Genomic DNA, 16236 nt, shown 5'->3' with positions numbered 1-16236 from the left:
CCGGTTGTAACGCCATGCATATCCACGTCACCGGCAGCGGACCGGCCCTGGTCCTGATCCACGGTTGGGCATTGCATGGCGGTATCTTCGCGCCGCTGGTCGAACGACTGGCGCCGCAGTTCGAACTGCACATCGTCGACCTGCCCGGCCACGGCCACAGCCGCGACGACACCACCCCCTTGCGCCTGCCCTACCTGGTCAACGCCATCGCCAGCGCCACCCCGGCAGCGGTGTGGTGCGGCTGGTCGCTGGGCGGGCTGGTCGCCCTGCATGGCGCCGCCACGCTGCCGCAGGTGCGCGGCCTGGCGATGCTGGCGGCGACGCCACGGTTCGTCCGCGATGCCGATTGGCCCGACGCGGTGGAGCCGGTGGTGTTCGAGCAGTTCGGGCGTGATCTGGAGCAGGACTATCGCGGCACGCTGGAGCGCTTCCTCGCGCTGGACGTGATGGGCTCCCAACACGCCCGCAGCGAACTGCGCACCCTGCGCGATGCGCTGGTCGAGCGCGGTGAGCCGGCACCACGCGCCCTGCACGAAGGCCTGGCCTTGCTGGAGCGCAGCGACCTGCGCGGCAGCCTGCCCAGCCTGCACAAACCCGGCCTGTGGATAGGCGGCCAGCGCGACCGGCTGGTGCCACCCAAGGCCATGCACCAGGCTGCGGCATTGGCTCCGCCGGGCCTGCATGCCGCACATACCATCGACGGTGGCGGCCACGCCCCCTTCCTTGGCCATGCCGACCACGTCGCCGGGCTGCTGCAACAGTTTGTTGCTGGCTGCGCGTGAGCGGTTACGCAGCCATTGCTGCAGCCTGGCCGATCATGTTCCAGCCACGCTGAAAGCACCGCCGTTCCCAACCCGAATTCCGAATTACTGCCATGTCTTCTTTGTTTGACCCCAAACACGTCCGCCGCGCCTTCTCGCGCGCCGCCAGCAGCTACCGCGCCGCCGCCGTGCTGCAGCAGGAAGTAGCCAAGCGGCTGCTGGAATCGCTGGACTACCTGGAAGACCGGCAACCGCAGGTGGTGCTGGACGTGGGCAGCGGCCCGGCCCATGCCACTGCGGCAATGAAGAAGCGCTGGCCCAAGGCGCAGGTGATCGCGCTGGACCTGGCCCTGCCGATGCTGGCCGAAGCCAGGAAGCAGGCTGGCTGGTGGCGCCCGTTCTCGCGCATCTGCGCCGATGCCCGCGCCCTGCCGCTGGCCGACAACAGCGTGGACGTGATCTACAGCAACCTATGCCTGCAATGGGTGGAAGACCTGCCGGCGGTATTTGCCGGCTTCCGCCGCGTGCTCAAGCCCAATGGCTTGCTGGTCTGTTCCACTTTCGCCCACGACACGCTGGTGGAACTGCGCCAGGCATTCGCCCAGGCCGACGACACCTCGCATGTAAGCCACTTCGTGCAGATCGCCCAGTTCGGCGACGCCTTGATGATGGCCGGCTTCCGCGATCCGGTGCTGGACCGCGATATGTTCACCCTGACCTATGACGACCTGCCAACGCTGATGCGCGAGCTCAAGGCGATTGGCGCCACCAACGCCATGCACAACCGTCGCCACACCCTGACCGGCCGCAGCCGTTTTGCTGCCGCACGCGATGCCTACGAGCCACTGCGCCGCGCCGACGGCAAGCTGCCGAGTAGCTGGGAAGTTGTGTACGCGCATGCCTGGGCACCGGCACCGGGCGCGCCGATCCGTGAGCAGGGGCATGACGTGGCGAGCGTGCCGTTGTCGGCGATTCCGATTCGGCGCAAGACGCAGGAATAGGGATTAGGGACAGGAGCAGGCGCTGCTCCGTAGTGCCGAGCCATGCTCGGCAGGGCTTTACCAGCGAAAAGCTGCCCACACCCCAACCCCTCTCCCGCAAGCGGGAGAGGGGCTAAAACGGTAGTGCCGAGCCATGCTCGGCAGGGGCTTTACCAGCGAAAACTGCCCTCACCCCAACCCCCGCTCCGCGCCCCGGCCCTTGCGCTGGCGCAAGGGCGTTCGAGTAGTGCCGAGCCATGCTCGGCAGGGGCCTTGCAGACAATCCAGCGGACAGTGCGCCAGCTTCGCGGCTTACGCCGCTCCCACAAACAAAGGAGCGGATGCCCAGCCGCTCAAGCCCCTTTTACAAACAGGTCGCGGTGGAAGAAATACACTTCCTGCAGCAGAAACCGCCAGCTGGTGTGAAAGCTGCGGAACCGCGTACTCGGCGTTGACGATGCCAATGCATCAATCCCCAACTCCTTCGATAAACGCAGCGCGCGCGCCATGTGCAGCGGGTCGCTGACCACGATCACCTTGTGCATGTCGTGCCTGGCCATCACCTGCTTGGCTTCGACCAGATTCTGCCGGGTGGTGCGCGAACGCGTTTCGATCAGGATGTCCTTGCCCGGAATCTTCTGCTTCAACGCATAGCGACGCGCCACCTGCGACTCGGAAAACCGCGCGCCTGCACCGCCGAAACCACCGGTGAAAATCAGCTTGGGCGCATAGCCCTGCTGGTACAGATCCAGACCATGGCGGATGCGTTCTTCAAACACTGGCGAAGGCTTGGCGTCATACGCCGCAGCACCGAGCACGATGATGGCGTCCGCCGGCGCGGCCTGGTCACGGTCACCTACCCAGATGATCCATGCCGCCACACCCAACAGCCACAACAACAGCAATGCACACAAGCGCCACACCCAGCCCAGCAGCCCAGTGCGCCCAGCAGCTGCCTTCATGCCTGCCCCCATGGCAAGGCATCCAGATCGACATTGCCGCCGGACAGCACCAGGCCGACCGTGCGCCCCGCAAAGCGCTGCGGCTGCGCCAGCACTGCCGCCAGGGTGATTGCCGACGACGGCTCCACGGTCTGCTTCATCACCTGCCAGATCAGGCGCATCGCCGCCACGGTATCGGCGTCCTCGACACTGATCACCTGCGCCGCATCACGCAGCAACGCGAAATTCGGGGCGCCCAGCGCGCCACGCAGGCCATCGCAGAGGGTGTCCGGCACAAAATCGATCAGCCGTTCGCCGGCTGCCAGCGAGCGCGCGGTATCGGCAGCACCGGCCGGTTCGGCCAGCACCAGCTCGCAATGCGGCAACAACTGCTGCATCGCCAACAGGCTGCCGGCTGCCAGACCGCCGCCGCCCACCGGCACCACCAGCACGTCCAGCTGCACCGCGGCCTGCCGGATCAGCTCCAGCGTCGCCGTGCCTTGGCCAGCGATTACCCGCGCATCGGTATAGGGATGGACCAGCGTGGCACCGGTTTCACGTTGCACGCGCAGGCATTCGGCCTCGCGCGCGGCCTGGGTGGGCGCGCAACGCCACAGCGTGGCCTGGTTGCGTTCGATATTGGCCAGCTTGGCGGCCACCGCGCCTTCCGGCACAACAACATGACAGGGAATACCCCGCGAGCGCGCGGCCAATGCCAGCGCAGCCCCGTGATTGCCGGAGGAATGCGTCACCACGCCATGCCGCGCGTGTTCCACATCCAGTGCCCATACCGCATTGCAGGCGCCGCGGAACTTGAATGCGCCGCTGCGCTGCAGGTGTTCGGCCTTGAAGTGCAGACTGGCGCCGGCCACTGCATCCAGCGCGCGCGAGCGCAGCACCGGCGTGACGGTCGCATGGGGGGCAATCCGCGCTGCTGCTGCCAGTACCTCGGCAAATCCGGGCAAAGGGAGTTCATTCATGGTGAAAGGTTAGCCCAGCCCCCGGCCCCGCGACCATCTCATCTGCGCACACGTTGTATGTTCAGCCTCGTAGATGCGAATTAAGGGCCGATTCAACGCCGTGGCCCGAAGCTGGATGCCATTCCCATTGGGGGGGACACTCATGATCAAGCGCCTGATTATTTCCACCGGCCTGCTGCTGGGCCTGTCCGGCTGTGCCACCTATGACTATGTCGGCGGCGGTTCGGGCGGCTATTACCACGGCTCCCCCTCGGTGCAGTACAGCTATCCCTATGGCTACCCGAACAGCGGCTATGGCTACGATGGCTATGGCTATGGCAGCGGTTATTACGGCTACGGCAGCTATGGCTACCCGGTCTATCGGCCCAACTACAACCGCCCGCGCCCGCCGTATCACGGCAATGGCCAGCGCCCACCGGGCCATGGCAACGGCAACCGCCCGCACCCCGGCGGCGATGGTGATCACAACCATGGCGGCAACCGCCCGCGTCCACCGGGCAACGGCAATGGCGGCAACGAAGGGCGTCCACCGCGGCCGCCACCGGTGAATGGCGGTGGCAACAAGTCGCCGTGGCGCAACCTGGACAACCTGCGCCGCCCGCAGCCGCGTGCCAACACCCAGCCGATGCAGCGGGCCCAACCCATGCAGCCGGCCATGCAGCGGCCCCAGGCGGCAGCGGAGCGTCCGGCTATTCAGGCAAGGCCTGCACCGGCCCGACAGCCGTCACAAACCCGGCAGCCGACCGGCATCCGGATCCGGGAGCGATAAAAAGGTTGCATTTGGTGAAAATGCAGGCATCCTTGGCTCCACGGGTGACCGGCAGCGTCGCATAGTGACCTAAACCGGCCTCACCCAGACAGTTCAATGTCGATGTCCGTCAGGAAATCTGGATCCCCCCTGTTCCGGCCCTGTCGGACATCGGCGCCTAAAAAGACAAAGCCCCGGCCTAGGCCGGGGCTTTGTCTTTTAACGCTTTCCCGCCAAGGCGGGCCTTGCTGGATTGCAAGGCCGGTAGTCCCCCGACTACCGGCCCCCTGCTACCCCAACGTACGCTTCGGTCGGCCCCTGTTCCAATTCCGACCTTATTGCGCCTATGTCGCATGCCACGTTGGGTGCAATGTATTAACTGCAGGTTGCGTGCCAACTTTAGGGTGGATGCATACCTGATTGCCCTTGGCAGTAAAATCGCCAGACACGCCGTCGAACCGTGGGCTTACCCCGTCGACCGACTTCACACTTTCCTTACCGATCTCACGCCCATGAGCGATTCCTTCTACCGTTACGACGTCATCGTCATTGGCGGCGGCCACGCTGGTACCGAAGCGGCCCTGGCCGCAGCGCGCGGTGGTGCCCGCACCCTGCTGCTGACCCACAACGTCGAAACCGTCGGTGCGATGAGCTGCAACCCGGCCATCGGCGGCATCGGCAAGGGCCACCTGGTCAAGGAGATAGATGCCCTCGGCGGGGCCATGGCGCACGCCGCCGACCGCGCCGGCATCCAATGGCGCACGCTCAACGCCTCCAAGGGCCCGGCCGTGCGCGCCACCCGCTGCCAGGCCGACCGCAACCTTTACCGCATGGCGATCCGCGGCATCGTCGAGGCGCAGCCCAACCTGACTGTCTTCCAGGCAGCCGTGGACGACCTGATCATTGAAGGCGACGCCGTACGTGGCGCCATCACGCAGACCGGGCTGAGCTTCCACGCTCCCGCAGTGGTGCTGACCGCCGGCACCTTCCTGGCCGGCAAGATCCACATCGGCGAAACCCAATACACCGCCGGCCGCATGGGCGACCCGCCGGCAACCAGGCTGGCCGCACGCCTGCGCGAGCGCCCGTTCGTCATCGACCGCTTGAAGACCGGCACGCCGCCACGCATCGACGGCCGCTCGCTGGATTACAGCGTGATGGACGAGCAGCCCGGCGACGATCCGCTGCCGGTCATGTCCTATCTGGGCGATGTCAGCGAGCACCCGCAGCAGGTGAGCTGCTGGATCACCCACACCAGCGAGCGCACCCACGACATCATCCGTGGCGCCCTGCACCGCTCGCCGCTGTACAGCGGCCAGATCGAAGGCATCGGCCCGCGTTACTGCCCGTCGATCGAAGACAAGGTGGTGCGTTTTGCCGAGAAGAACAGCCACCAGATCTTCGTCGAGCCGGAAGGCCTGGACGTGGTGGAGATCTACCCCAATGGCATTTCCACCTCGCTGCCGTTCGACGTGCAGCTGGACCTTGTGCGCAGCATCCGTGGTTTCGAGCAGGCGCATATCACCCGCCCTGGCTATGCCATCGAGTACGACTTCTTCGACCCGCGCGGCTTGAAGAACACGCTGGAGACCCGCCAGGTCAACGGCCTGTTCTTCGCCGGCCAGATCAACGGCACCACCGGTTATGAAGAAGCCGGCGCGCAGGGTTTGCTGGCCGGCATCAATGCCGCGCTGTTCGTGCAGGGCAAGGACGGTTGGTGCCCGCGCCGCGACGAGGCCTACATCGGTGTGCTGGTCGACGACCTGATCACCCACGGCACCACCGAGCCCTACCGCATGTTCACCAGCCGCGCCGAATACCGGCTGCAGCTGCGCGAAGACAATGCCGACACCCGCCTGACTCCGACCGGCCGCGAACTCGGCCTGGTCGACGACCGTCGCTGGTCCGCGTTTGAAACCAAGCAGGCCGCCGTCGCCAGCGAAAGCGCACGCCTGCGCGGCATCTGGGCAACCCCGGGCAATGCGCTGGGCCGCGAAGTAGCCGACGCCACCGGCGTTGCGGTCAGCCGCGAAACCAATGTGCTGGATCTGATCAAGCGCCCGGAACTGGACTACACCAAGTTGATGCAGGTGCCCTCACTCGGCCCCGGCGTTGAAGATGCACGCGTCGCCGAGCAGGTGGAAATCAGCGTCAAGTACGCCGGTTACCTGGACCGTCAGCGCGACGAGATCGAGCGCCAGCAGCGGCACGAGAACACGGCGATTGTCGAAGGCTTCGACTTTGGTTCGGTGCGTGGTTTGTCAGCCGAAGCATTGCAGAAGCTGGAGCGTGTGCGCCCGCAGACGATTGGTCAGGCACAGCGCATTCCGGGCATGACGCCGGCAGCGATCTCGCTGCTGCTGGTGCATCTGGAGCGGGCGCGTCGCGGCAAGGTGGCTTGAGTTTTTAGTTTTTAGTTTGGTTTTTGGCTTTTGGTTGCTGGTTGCTGGTTGCTGGTTGCTGAAGCTTAAAGCTACCCCTCCCCAACCCTCCCCTCCGCCTTCGGCGCAAGGGAGGGGGCTGTTCATGCGCCCCTTCAGTTCGCTGCAATGCCGCTCTTGCCCCCTCCCTTGCGCGAAGCGCAGGGGAGGGTTGGGGAGGGGTGCCTTTCGCGAACATCCCAACCTCAACCGCGCTACGCCGACCCCACATCAATGCAGCCGCATCGAAGATGATTTTCAGACAATTGCCATAGGCGCATGCGTACCTGCGGTCATGGCTGTACATAGTCCCCGCGCTATCATGCACAGCAACGCTTCTTGCCGAATCTGAGCCGCACCATGCCCGCACTACGCCCCTTCCTCGACAAAACCCCCACCCTCGGTGAGCGCGTCTATATCGACGAGGCCTGCACCATCATCGGTGATGTGCAGATTGGCGATGATGCGTCGGTGTGGCCGGGTACGGTGATCCGTGGCGATGTGAACCATGTGCGCATCGGCGCGCGTACCAATGTGCAGGACGGCACCATCATCCATGTCAGCCACGACAGCCCCTACAACAAGGGCGGCTACCCGACGCTGATCGGCGAAGGCGTCACCGTCGGCCATGGCTGCATCATCCACGCCTGCAGCATCGGTGATTACTGCCTGATCGGCATGGGTGCCTGCATCCTTGATGGCGCGGTGATCGAAGCCAACGCCTTCATTGCCGCCGGCGCGGTGGTGGGGCCGGGCAAGGTGGTGCGCAGTGGCGAGCTATGGGCCGGCAATCCGGCCCGCTTGATGCGCCAGCTCAGCGAAAAAGACATCGAAGGCCTGCGTTATTCGGCCGATCACTACGTGCGGGTCAAGGACCAGTACCGCGGCATGCACGGCTGAGCCGGCAACCATTGTCGACGCCCAGCCCGTCAGTGCACACTGCCGGCCTGGGCGTGGGGACGCCTTCGAGGGTTTGACATGAAGTCGATGCGAATCGTGGCGCAGCGCCTGTTGGCGGCTGTTGCACTGCTGTGTGTGGTTTCCTTTGCCGCCTCCGCCCAGGAAGAACCGGGCATGAGCGCGGAGCAGTTCGAGCAATCGCTGCAGTTCCGCAGCGGGCAGATCGAGGTGCCCGAAGCGCGGGCCCATTTCAATCTGGATGGCGATTTCCGCTTCCTGGACAAGGCCGATGCGCGGCGGGTGCTGGAAGACATGTGGGGCAACCCGCCCGATGACAGCGTGTTGGGTTTGATCGTGCCGCGCAGCCCGGGCCTGACCGAGCCGGAAAGCTGGGCGGTGGTGGTCACCTGGTCCGACGATGGCTACGTGTCCGACGAAGATGCAAGCAAGATCGACTATGACGATCTGCTCACGACCATGCAGACCGACACCCGCGAGAGCAACCCGGAACGCGAGAAAGCCGGCTACGGCACGCTCGATCTGGTGGGCTGGGCGGTGCCGCCGCGCTATGAGGCCGGCAGCAAGAAACTCTATTGGGCGCGCGAGCTGGCCTTCAACAACCAGCCCGACCACACCCTCAACTACGACATCCGCGTGCTGGGACGGCATGGTTACCTGAGCTTGAATGCGGTTTCAGGCATGTCCGAACTGGCGCTGGTGCGCGAGGGCATGGACAAGCTGCTGCCGATGGCCGAGTTCGACCAGGGCGCACGTTACGCCGACCACAACCCCAGCACCGACAAGGTGGCCGCCTATGGTGTGGCGTCGCTGATTGGCGGCGGCCTGGCTGCAAAAGCCGGCCTGTTTGCCAAGCTCGGCCTGCTGCTGGCCAAGTTCTGGAAACTGCTGTTGATCGGCCTGCTGTTCCTCGGCGGTGCCATCAAGAAGCTGTTCGTACGTGGCGACGACAACCGCACCGTTCGCTGAAATCTGTCTCAGCCGGCCCGCCGATCACCGCGGCGGGCTGGGTTTTCGCGCTGCCGCCAGCTACAGTCAGCACTCTGATAAGGACGTAGCAGAGACACGAATGCCACAGGCATCCGTCCGGGCCGGACTCCGGGCTTCCATCCGCCGCAAGCAGCGCCAGCACCTCGTGCTGGATTCATTGCAATGAGCGCAGCGCGGCCGATGCTGGACACCTATCGCGAAGTCATCACCCCCGAAGGCGTGCCCTTGCAGCTGCCTGCCGCCGGTCCGGTGCCGCGTGCCCTGGCCTGGCTGATCGACCTGTGCGTGCGCTTCGGCGTGCTCGCGGTGATGAGCCCGCTGCTGGTGGCGCTGGGCGATTTCGGCCAGGGCCTCTACCTGGGGCTGATGTTCCTGATGTTCTGGGCCTACCCGATCGTGCTGGAAGTGTGGTTCGGCCGCACGCTGGGCAAGAAAGTCATGGGCCTGCGCGTGGTGGCACGCGATGGCGCCCCACTGGGCTGGATGCCGGCCATCGTGCGCAACCTGCTGCGTACCGTCGATGCGCTGCCCTTTGGCTATGCGCTGGGCCTGGTGACCTGCCTGTTTGATGCCCACGGCCGCCGCCTGGGCGATCTGGTCGCCGGTTCGCTGGTCATCCATACCGCGCCGCGTCCGGCCGCCGCACCGGCGCGCATCGAAACCGTGCTGGCACCGCCGCTGCCGCTGCAGCCCGGCGAACAGGCAGCGCTGGTCGCCTTCGCCGAACGTGCGCCGGCCTTGTCGCCAGGGCGCCAACGCGAACTGGCCGACATCGTCAGCGGGCTCAGCCAGGAGCGCGGCCAGACCGGTGTGCTGCGCCTGTATGCGATGGCCAACTGGCTGCTGGGGCGGCGATGAGACAGGAGCAGTTCGTCACCCGCTACCAGCACGAATGGCAGCAGTTCGAGGACTGGCTGCAACGCCGTGGTGAGCATTCGCGCAAGCAGCGCCACACGCCGCAACCCGACCTGCTGGGCGATGAAACCATCCCGCAGCGCTATCGCCGCCTCTGCCAGCAGCTGGCATTGGCGCGCCGCCGCGGCTACAGCCCGCAGCTGGTGGAACGGTTGCAGCAGCTGATGCAGCGCGGCCACAACCTGCTGTACCGCACGCCGGCACCACGCTGGCAGCGCGCGGTTGAATTCCTGTTCGCCGACTTCCCCAGCACCGTGCGCAGCCAGGCCGGGGCGATGTGGGTGGCCTGCGCATTGTTCGTCATTCCGCTGCTGGGCATTTTCGTCCTGCTGCAATACAAGCCCGACCTGATCCACATGCTGATGGATCCACGCCAGCTCGCACAGATGGAAAAGATGTACGACCCGGCCGCCGACCACCTGGGCCGCGACAGCGGCACCGACTGGGCGATGTTCGGCCACTACATCATGAACAACATCAGCATCGGCCTGCGCACCTTCGCCAGTGGTCTGCTGGCTGGCATCGGCACCATCCTGGTGCTGCTGTTCAACGGCGTCACCATCGGCGCGGTCGCCGGCCATCTACAGCAGATTGGCTCGGGCGACCCGTTCTGGCGCTTCGTGGTGGGCCATGCACCGTTCGAACTGACCGCCATCGTCATTGCCGGTGGCGCCGGCCTGCAGCTCGGCCTGCGACTGCTGGCACCGGGCCGCAAGCGGCGCATCGATGCATTGATCGAAGGCGGCGTGATTGGCGCGCGGCTGTGCCTGGGCGTGGCCTTCATGCTGCTGGTGGCCGCCTTCATCGAAGCGTTCTGGTCGTCCATCGCCTGGGTGCCGATGTGGGGCAAGCTGAGCGTGTCGGCAGTGCTGTGGACGGTGGTGCTGCTGTGGCTGTGGCGCGGCGGACGCGGGGGTGGTCATGCGGATTGACCAACTCGATGTGGTCCTGCGTGCGCGTTCGCAGTGGGAAGCCATGGAACTGGGCACCGCGCTGGTGCGCCGGCATGCGGCGGCCATCTGGAAGCCATGGCTGCTGCTGACCTTGCCGGTATTCGCCCTGCTCAACCTGCTCGGCTGGTGGCTGGACAGCTTCTGGCTGTCCAGCCTGATCCTGTGGTGGCTCAAGCCCGCGTTCGAGCGCATCCCGCTGTACGTGATATCGCGCGGCGCCTTTGGTGCCGAACCCAGCACCGCGCAGACCCTGCGCGCGCAGTGGAACTGGGGCTGGCGCGGCGTGGGCGCCTATCTGGGCTGGCGACGGCTCAGCCCGGCGCGTTCGCTGCTGATGCCGGTCGACCTGCTGGAAGGTGGCGATGCCGCGCAGCGGCGCGCGCGCCGGCATGCGCTTGGCGGTGCCAGTTACGGGCATGCCACGCTGCTCACCTGGGTATGTTGGCATTTCGAGACGATGCTGCAGCTTGCCGGTGTCGCCCTGGTCTTCATGTTCGTGCCGGTGGAACTGCTGTCCGAATCGCTGCGCGCCACCTGGGAACTGATCGGCGAAGACACCCCGGCCTGGGCGTGGATAGGTTTCAACCTGCTGGCGTGGCTGGCCATGACCCTGATCGGCCCGTTCTACAGCGGCGCCGGGTTTGGCCTGTACCTCAACCGTCGTACCCAGCTGGAAGCCTGGGATGTGGAAATCGCCTTCCGCCGGCTGCGCGAGCGTCTGGCCGGGTTGGCGCCGATGCTGGTACTGCTGCTGGCCGTGTTTGCGTTGCCGTCGTTGCAGGCGCGCGCGCAGGACAGCACCGAGCCCCCCCGCATCAACAGCCACGGCAACCACAAGGATGTCGCGCCCGAAGATGCAGCAACATCTGCTGCAACCACCCCGCAACAATTGTTCGGCCCCGCGCCTGTCGACACCAGCGGCTTCCGCCAGGCCGCCGCGCGCGCCTATGAAGACCCGCAGCTGGGTGCCAAGCGCAACGTCAGCCGCTGGGTGAAGAAGGCATCGGACAAGATCACCGAGACCAAGGAAGAAAGCGACAAGCCCGATCCCGGCCCGATCCTCGGCGCCATCGCCAAGGCCGTGGCGCTGATCGGCGAAAGCATCCTGTGGATCCTGCTGGGCGTGCTGCTGGTGGTGCTCGCGCTGACCGCCCGCTGGTGGCTGCCGTGGCTGCGCGGCAGTGGCCGCAGCCGCCGCGTTGTACAGGCGCCCGCCATCCAGGAAGCCCTGCAGCTGCCCGAAGTGCTGCCGCCGGACATCCTCGGCAGCGCGCGCCGGCTGTGGCACGAAGGCAAGCCGCGCCACGCCCTGGCCCTGCTGTACCGGGCCTCGGTAGAAGTGCTGATCCAGCGCGGCAACGTGGTGCTGCCGCCCGGCGCCACCGAAGCGCAGTGCCTGCGCGCAGCGCGCAAGATGCCGCAGGAAGCGGACCGCAACCTGTTCGCACGCATGGTCCGCACCTGGCAGTACGCCGCCTACGCCGGCCGCTTGCCCAGCGAGGATGAGTTCAATGCGCTGATTGGCGAACTGCATCGGCAGTACGGGTGGCCGGCATGAGTGCGCCCGTACGCAATACCGTGATCGGCGTGGTGCTGTTGATGCTGGTCGGCTTGATCGCCATGTGGTTCCTGCGCAGCTTCGAGAAAGGCAGCGAGGAAATCACCCTGCCCGCGTATGGCGAACCGACCTACAACGCACTGTATGCCCTGCGCGAAACCCTGATCCGCGACGGCAGCAAGGCCGAGAGCCGGCGCCAGCTCGATCTGCCTGCCATGCAGCTGCAGCCCGGCGACACCGTGCTGTTGCTGGACGACCCGCGCCAGCTCACCCCGGCGCAGGTGGAAGGCCTGCTGGACTGGGTGCAGTTTGGCGGCCACCTGCTGCTGCGCGCCCCCGACGCGGATGAAGACCTGGACGGCAATGAGCAGGGCCTGCTCGAACGCCTGGGCGTGGTGACATCCGATGCGGCGGCACGCTGCCAGATCTGGCAGGTGGAAGGCCAGCCGTCGCACGATGAATTCTGCAGCGGCAGTCGCTTCACGCTTACCGGCAAAGCTCGCGCCGAACGCCGCTGGGCCGATGCTGGCGGCGATGACACGCTGGCCTATGCCCGCCTGCGTTACGGCCTGGGCCGGGTGGACGTGCTGGGCAGCATGGACTTCCTGCTGAACGGCAACGGCGAGCACGAGCCCGGCCTGCGCGACATCGCCCACCGCGATCTCACCCGCCTGCTGCTGGCCCCCAATTACGGCAAGGGCACCACCCATCTGATCTACGCGATGGAGATGCCGTCGCTGTGGAAGACGCTGTTCCAACGCGGCTGGCCGGTATGGGTGCCGTTGCTGCTGGCCCTGCTGGCCTGGCTGTGGATGCGCTGCCAGCGATTCGGTGCGCTGCTGCCCTCGCCGCGCGAAGACCGCCGCTCGCTGCTGGAACACGTACGCGCCAGCGGCGAGCACCTGCACCGCTATGGCAAATCGCCCCTGCTGTATGACGCGGTACGCCAGGCGTTCCTGGCCCGCCTGCGCCGGCGCGCGCCGGTGGCGGCCGCCTTGACCGGCGATGCCCAGGCCCAGGCCATTGCCGACCACCTGCAATGGCCCATCAGCCGCGTGCAGACCGCGCTGCAGATTCCCCCCTCGCAGGACGATGTCGCCCTGCGCGAACGCATCCGCTTGCTCATCCAGATGAGAAACCAGCTATGACCGACACGTTCACTCCACCTGCCCTCCCCGGCGATGCACCCGCACCTGCGCCTGCACCCAGTCCGAGCAGCGCCGCCCTGATCGAACGTGTTGAACGCATCCGCAGTGCGGTCGGCCACGCGTTCATCGGCCAGGCCGACGTGCTCGACCAGATCCTGATCGCGCTGTTGGCCGGCGGCCACGTGCTGATCGAAGGCGTGCCGGGCCTCGGCAAGACCCTGCTGGTACGCGCCCTGGCGCAGGCACTGGAGCTGGACTACGCACGCGTGCAGTTCACCCCGGACCTGATGCCCAGCGATGTCAGCGGCCATGCCGTCTACGACCCCAAGACCGAGAGCTTCAAGATCCGCCGTGGCCCGGTGTTCACCAACCTGCTGCTGGCCGACGAAATCAACCGCGCCCCGGCCAAGACCCAGTCCGCGTTGCTGGAAGTGATGCAGGAAGGCCAGGTCACCATCGAAGGCAAGGGTTTCCAGCTGACCCCGCCATTCCTGACCATGGCCACGCAGAACCCGGTGGAGCAGGAAGGCACTTACCCGCTGCCGGAAGCGCAGCTGGACCGCTTCCTGCTGAAGGTATTGATCGACTACCCGCAGCTGGAAGACGAAAAGCAGATGGTGCAGGCCATCACCACCGGCCGCACCGCCAGCGACTTCAATCTCAGCCAGGTGCCGCGCGTACTCAGCGGCGCCGACGTGGTGGAACTGCAGAAGGCCGTGGCGGCGATCACCGTGGACCCGCAGGTGATTGATTACGCCGTGCGCATTGTCGCCGCCACCCGCAAATGGCCGGGCATCGCCCTGGGTGCAGGGCCGCGCGGCAGCATCGCACTGGTACGCGCGGCACGCGCCCAGGCCGTGCTGTCCGGCCGCGACTTCGTCACCCCGGACGACGTGCGAGAGATCGCCAAGCCGGCCCTGCGTCACCGCATCGCATTGGCGCCGGAACTGCAGATCGAAGGCCAATCCGCCGACGACGCCCTCACCGCCCTGCTCGCCAAGGTGGAGGCGCCGCGCAAGTGAGCAACGCGGCAACAAGCGCCAGCATGCCAAACGAAGCCCTTGCCTCAGCCCCCTCCCTTGCGCGCATAGCGCGGATGGGAGGGCTGGAGAGAGGTGCTTCTGCTCCTGCCCCCTCCCTTGCGTGCGCAGCACGGAGGGGAGGGTTGGGGAGGGGTGCTTTTGTTCTTGCTGCAGTTGCTTCACCCCCAACACACCCGAAAACCAGGGCCACCCAGTGAGACCCGCCCCCCTACTGATCACCCTGCTGATGCTGTGGAGCCTGCTGGGCGTGCCAGTCGCCCTGCACTACCTGCCCATACAGACATGGACCCTCACCGGGGCGGCGATCGCCCTGCTCGCGCTGGTCGACATCCTGCTGCTCTGGCGCAAGCCAAGCCCGCAGGTACGACGCGAACTGCCCGACTCGCTCGCTTTGGGCGTCGAGCGCGAAACCTGGCTGCAACTGGATTCCTACGGCAAACAGCGCGTCGATGTTTTCGACCTGTTGCCTGACGGCTGGAACAGCGACGGCCTGCCGCGTCGCCTGAAACTTGGCAAGGCAAGCGAAACCCGTTTCAGTTACCGCTTCACCCCGGCCAACCGCGGCACCTTCGCGTTTGACGGCGTGCAGCTGCGCCTGCATTCGCCGCTGCGGCTGTGGTGGCAGCAGCGCACTGTCGGCACGCCGCAAACCGTGCGCGTCTATCCCAATTTCGCCCCACTGACCCGCTTCGCCCTGCTCAGTGCGGAGATGGCCTCGCGGCTGGTGGGCGCACACCTCAAGCGCCGCCGTGGTGAAGGCACCGACTTTCACCAGATGCGCGAATACCGCGTGGGCGACAGTCTGCGTCAGATCGACTGGAAGGCCACCTCGCGTGCGCGCAAGTTGATCTCGCGTGAGTACCAGGACGAAAAGAACCAGCAGCTGGTGATGATGATCGACACCGGCCGGCGGATGATGGCCGACGAAGGCGGTCTGTCGCACTTCGACCACGTGCTCAATGCCGCGCTGGTGGTGTCGTATCTGGCACTGCGCCAGGGGGATGGCGTCGGCCTGTTCGCCAGCGGCGGTGACAGCCGCTGGGTAGCGCCAAAACGCGGCATGGGCGCGATCGACAGCCTGCTGCGGGCCAGCTACGACCTGCAACCCAAACCGGTTGCCACCGACTACCTGGCCGCCGCCACCGAGCTGTCGTTGCGTCAATCACGGCGCAGCCTGGTGATGCTGGTCACCAATGTTCGCGATGAAGATATCGAGGACCTGCTGGCCGCCGTGCGCCTGCTGCAGAAGCGGCATCTCGTCTGCGTGGCCAGCCTGCGCGAGCGCGAGCTGGATCAGGCACTGACGCGCGAAGTGGAGACCCTGCCGGATGCCATCCAGGCCGGCGCCATCGCCGGCTACCTGCAACAACGCAGCGACGCGCATGAAGCACTGCGCAGCCATCGGGTAATGGTGCTGGACGTAACCGCCGAAGAGCTGCCAGCGGCCCTGGTTGAACGCTATCTGGCGGTAAAGCGCGACGGCCTGCTGTAAGCGCGCAAACGGCAGCCGCCGCAACCCGGTAGTGCCGAGCCATGCGCGGCAAACGCTCCACCTGTAGTGCCGAGCCATGCTCGGCAGAGGCTTCACCGGTAACGCCCCAGCCGAGCATGGCTCGGCTCTACAAGGCATCCAGCATCGCCTGCTTCGCGGCTCACGCCGCTCCTACAAAAGCCCCACCTGTAGTGCCGAGCCATGCTCGGCAGAAGCTTCACCGGTAACGCCCCAGCCGAGCATGGCTCGGCTCTACAAGGCATTTTCAGCATCGCCTGCTTCGCGGCTCACGCCGCTCCTACAAAAGCCCACCATGTAGTGGCGGGGGCGCCACCGCCGAGGAGGGGCCCCGACAAAACCCCCCCCGGCCCGCGGGGGCCGCGACGCGG

At 66.2% G+C, this 16236-nt stretch carries 14 protein-coding genes; 12 read left to right on the top strand and 2 right to left on the bottom strand.

What is annotated here, in order from left to right; genetic code table 11:
• The first annotated feature begins 14 nt into the window (after nucleotides 1-14).
• Both bioH and bioC read left to right on the top strand, forming a co-directional pair.
• Entirely contained in the window at nucleotides 15-782 is a 768-nt protein-coding gene (bioH, locus tag ABE493_RS08105) for a pimeloyl-ACP methyl ester esterase BioH (RefSeq protein WP_346498434.1), read from the top strand.
• Between the two features lie 92 nt (nucleotides 783-874).
• On the top strand, nucleotides 875-1762 hold the full coding sequence (gene bioC, locus ABE493_RS08100; protein WP_346498433.1) for a malonyl-ACP O-methyltransferase BioC: 888 nt from the start codon (nucleotides 875-877) through the stop codon (nucleotides 1760-1762).
• A gap of 332 nt (nucleotides 1763-2094) precedes the next feature.
• Here the strand turns inward: bioC and ABE493_RS08095 are convergent, their stop codons facing one another.
• Nucleotides 2095-2715, bottom strand: coding sequence for a YdcF family protein (locus tag ABE493_RS08095; RefSeq protein ID WP_430980733.1), 621 nt, complete (start codon nucleotides 2713-2715; stop codon nucleotides 2095-2097).
• Complete coding sequence (locus ABE493_RS08090; protein WP_346498430.1) at nucleotides 2700-3662, bottom strand: pyridoxal-phosphate dependent enzyme; 963 nt, start codon at nucleotides 3660-3662, stop codon at nucleotides 2700-2702. The genes ABE493_RS08095 and ABE493_RS08090 overlap by 16 nt, the downstream gene beginning before the upstream one ends.
• 142 nt (nucleotides 3663-3804) lie before the next feature.
• Between ABE493_RS08090 and ABE493_RS08085 the strand changes: the two genes are divergently transcribed.
• From ABE493_RS08085 to ABE493_RS08040, 10 genes are all read left to right on the top strand, one after another.
• Nucleotides 3805-4431: a hypothetical protein gene (locus ABE493_RS08085; protein WP_346498429.1), complete on the top strand. Its 627-nt coding sequence runs from the start codon at nucleotides 3805-3807 to the stop codon at nucleotides 4429-4431.
• Between the two features lie 491 nt (nucleotides 4432-4922).
• Complete coding sequence (gene mnmG, locus ABE493_RS08080) at nucleotides 4923-6812, top strand: tRNA uridine-5-carboxymethylaminomethyl(34) synthesis enzyme MnmG (protein ID WP_346498428.1); 1890 nt, start codon at nucleotides 4923-4925, stop codon at nucleotides 6810-6812.
• A 378-nt stretch (nucleotides 6813-7190) separates the two neighbouring features.
• Nucleotides 7191-7730: a gamma carbonic anhydrase family protein gene (locus ABE493_RS08075; protein WP_346498427.1), complete on the top strand. Its 540-nt coding sequence runs from the start codon at nucleotides 7191-7193 to the stop codon at nucleotides 7728-7730.
• Between the two features lie 78 nt (nucleotides 7731-7808).
• Nucleotides 7809-8717: a DUF2167 domain-containing protein gene (locus tag ABE493_RS08070; protein WP_346498426.1), complete on the top strand. Its 909-nt coding sequence runs from the start codon at nucleotides 7809-7811 to the stop codon at nucleotides 8715-8717.
• Nucleotides 8718-8900: 183 nt separating this feature from the next.
• Nucleotides 8901-9596 carry an RDD family protein gene (locus tag ABE493_RS08065; RefSeq protein WP_346498425.1) on the top strand — a complete coding sequence of 232 codons (696 nt, stop codon included), beginning with the start codon at nucleotides 8901-8903 and terminating at the stop codon, nucleotides 9594-9596.
• Nucleotides 9593-10585: a stage II sporulation protein M gene (locus ABE493_RS08060; RefSeq protein WP_346498424.1), complete on the top strand. Its 993-nt coding sequence runs from the start codon at nucleotides 9593-9595 to the stop codon at nucleotides 10583-10585. Before ABE493_RS08065 ends, ABE493_RS08060 begins: the two co-directional genes overlap by 4 nt.
• Nucleotides 10575-12164, top strand: a complete 1590-nt coding sequence (locus ABE493_RS08055) for a DUF4129 domain-containing protein (RefSeq protein WP_346498423.1) — start codon at nucleotides 10575-10577, stop codon at nucleotides 12162-12164. Before ABE493_RS08060 ends, ABE493_RS08055 begins: the two co-directional genes overlap by 11 nt.
• Nucleotides 12161-13312 (top strand): DUF4350 domain-containing protein, encoded by a 1152-nt coding sequence (locus tag ABE493_RS08050; protein ID WP_346498422.1) that lies wholly within the window; start codon nucleotides 12161-12163, stop codon nucleotides 13310-13312. The genes ABE493_RS08055 and ABE493_RS08050 overlap by 4 nt, the downstream gene beginning before the upstream one ends.
• On the top strand, nucleotides 13309-14334 hold the full coding sequence (locus ABE493_RS08045) for an AAA family ATPase (protein WP_346498421.1): 1026 nt from the start codon (nucleotides 13309-13311) through the stop codon (nucleotides 14332-14334). The genes ABE493_RS08050 and ABE493_RS08045 overlap by 4 nt, the downstream gene beginning before the upstream one ends.
• A gap of 214 nt (nucleotides 14335-14548) precedes the next feature.
• Nucleotides 14549-15847, top strand: coding sequence for a DUF58 domain-containing protein (locus ABE493_RS08040; protein ID WP_346498420.1), 1299 nt, complete (start codon nucleotides 14549-14551; stop codon nucleotides 15845-15847).
• Nucleotides 15848-16236: the final 389 nt, after the last annotated feature.

It is taken from the genome of Stenotrophomonas terrae (genome assembly GCF_039674165.1).
Taxonomy (GTDB): Bacteria; Pseudomonadota; Gammaproteobacteria; order Xanthomonadales; family Xanthomonadaceae; genus Stenotrophomonas; species Stenotrophomonas terrae_A.
This window is presented reverse-complemented; position numbering and strand designations above follow the sequence as displayed.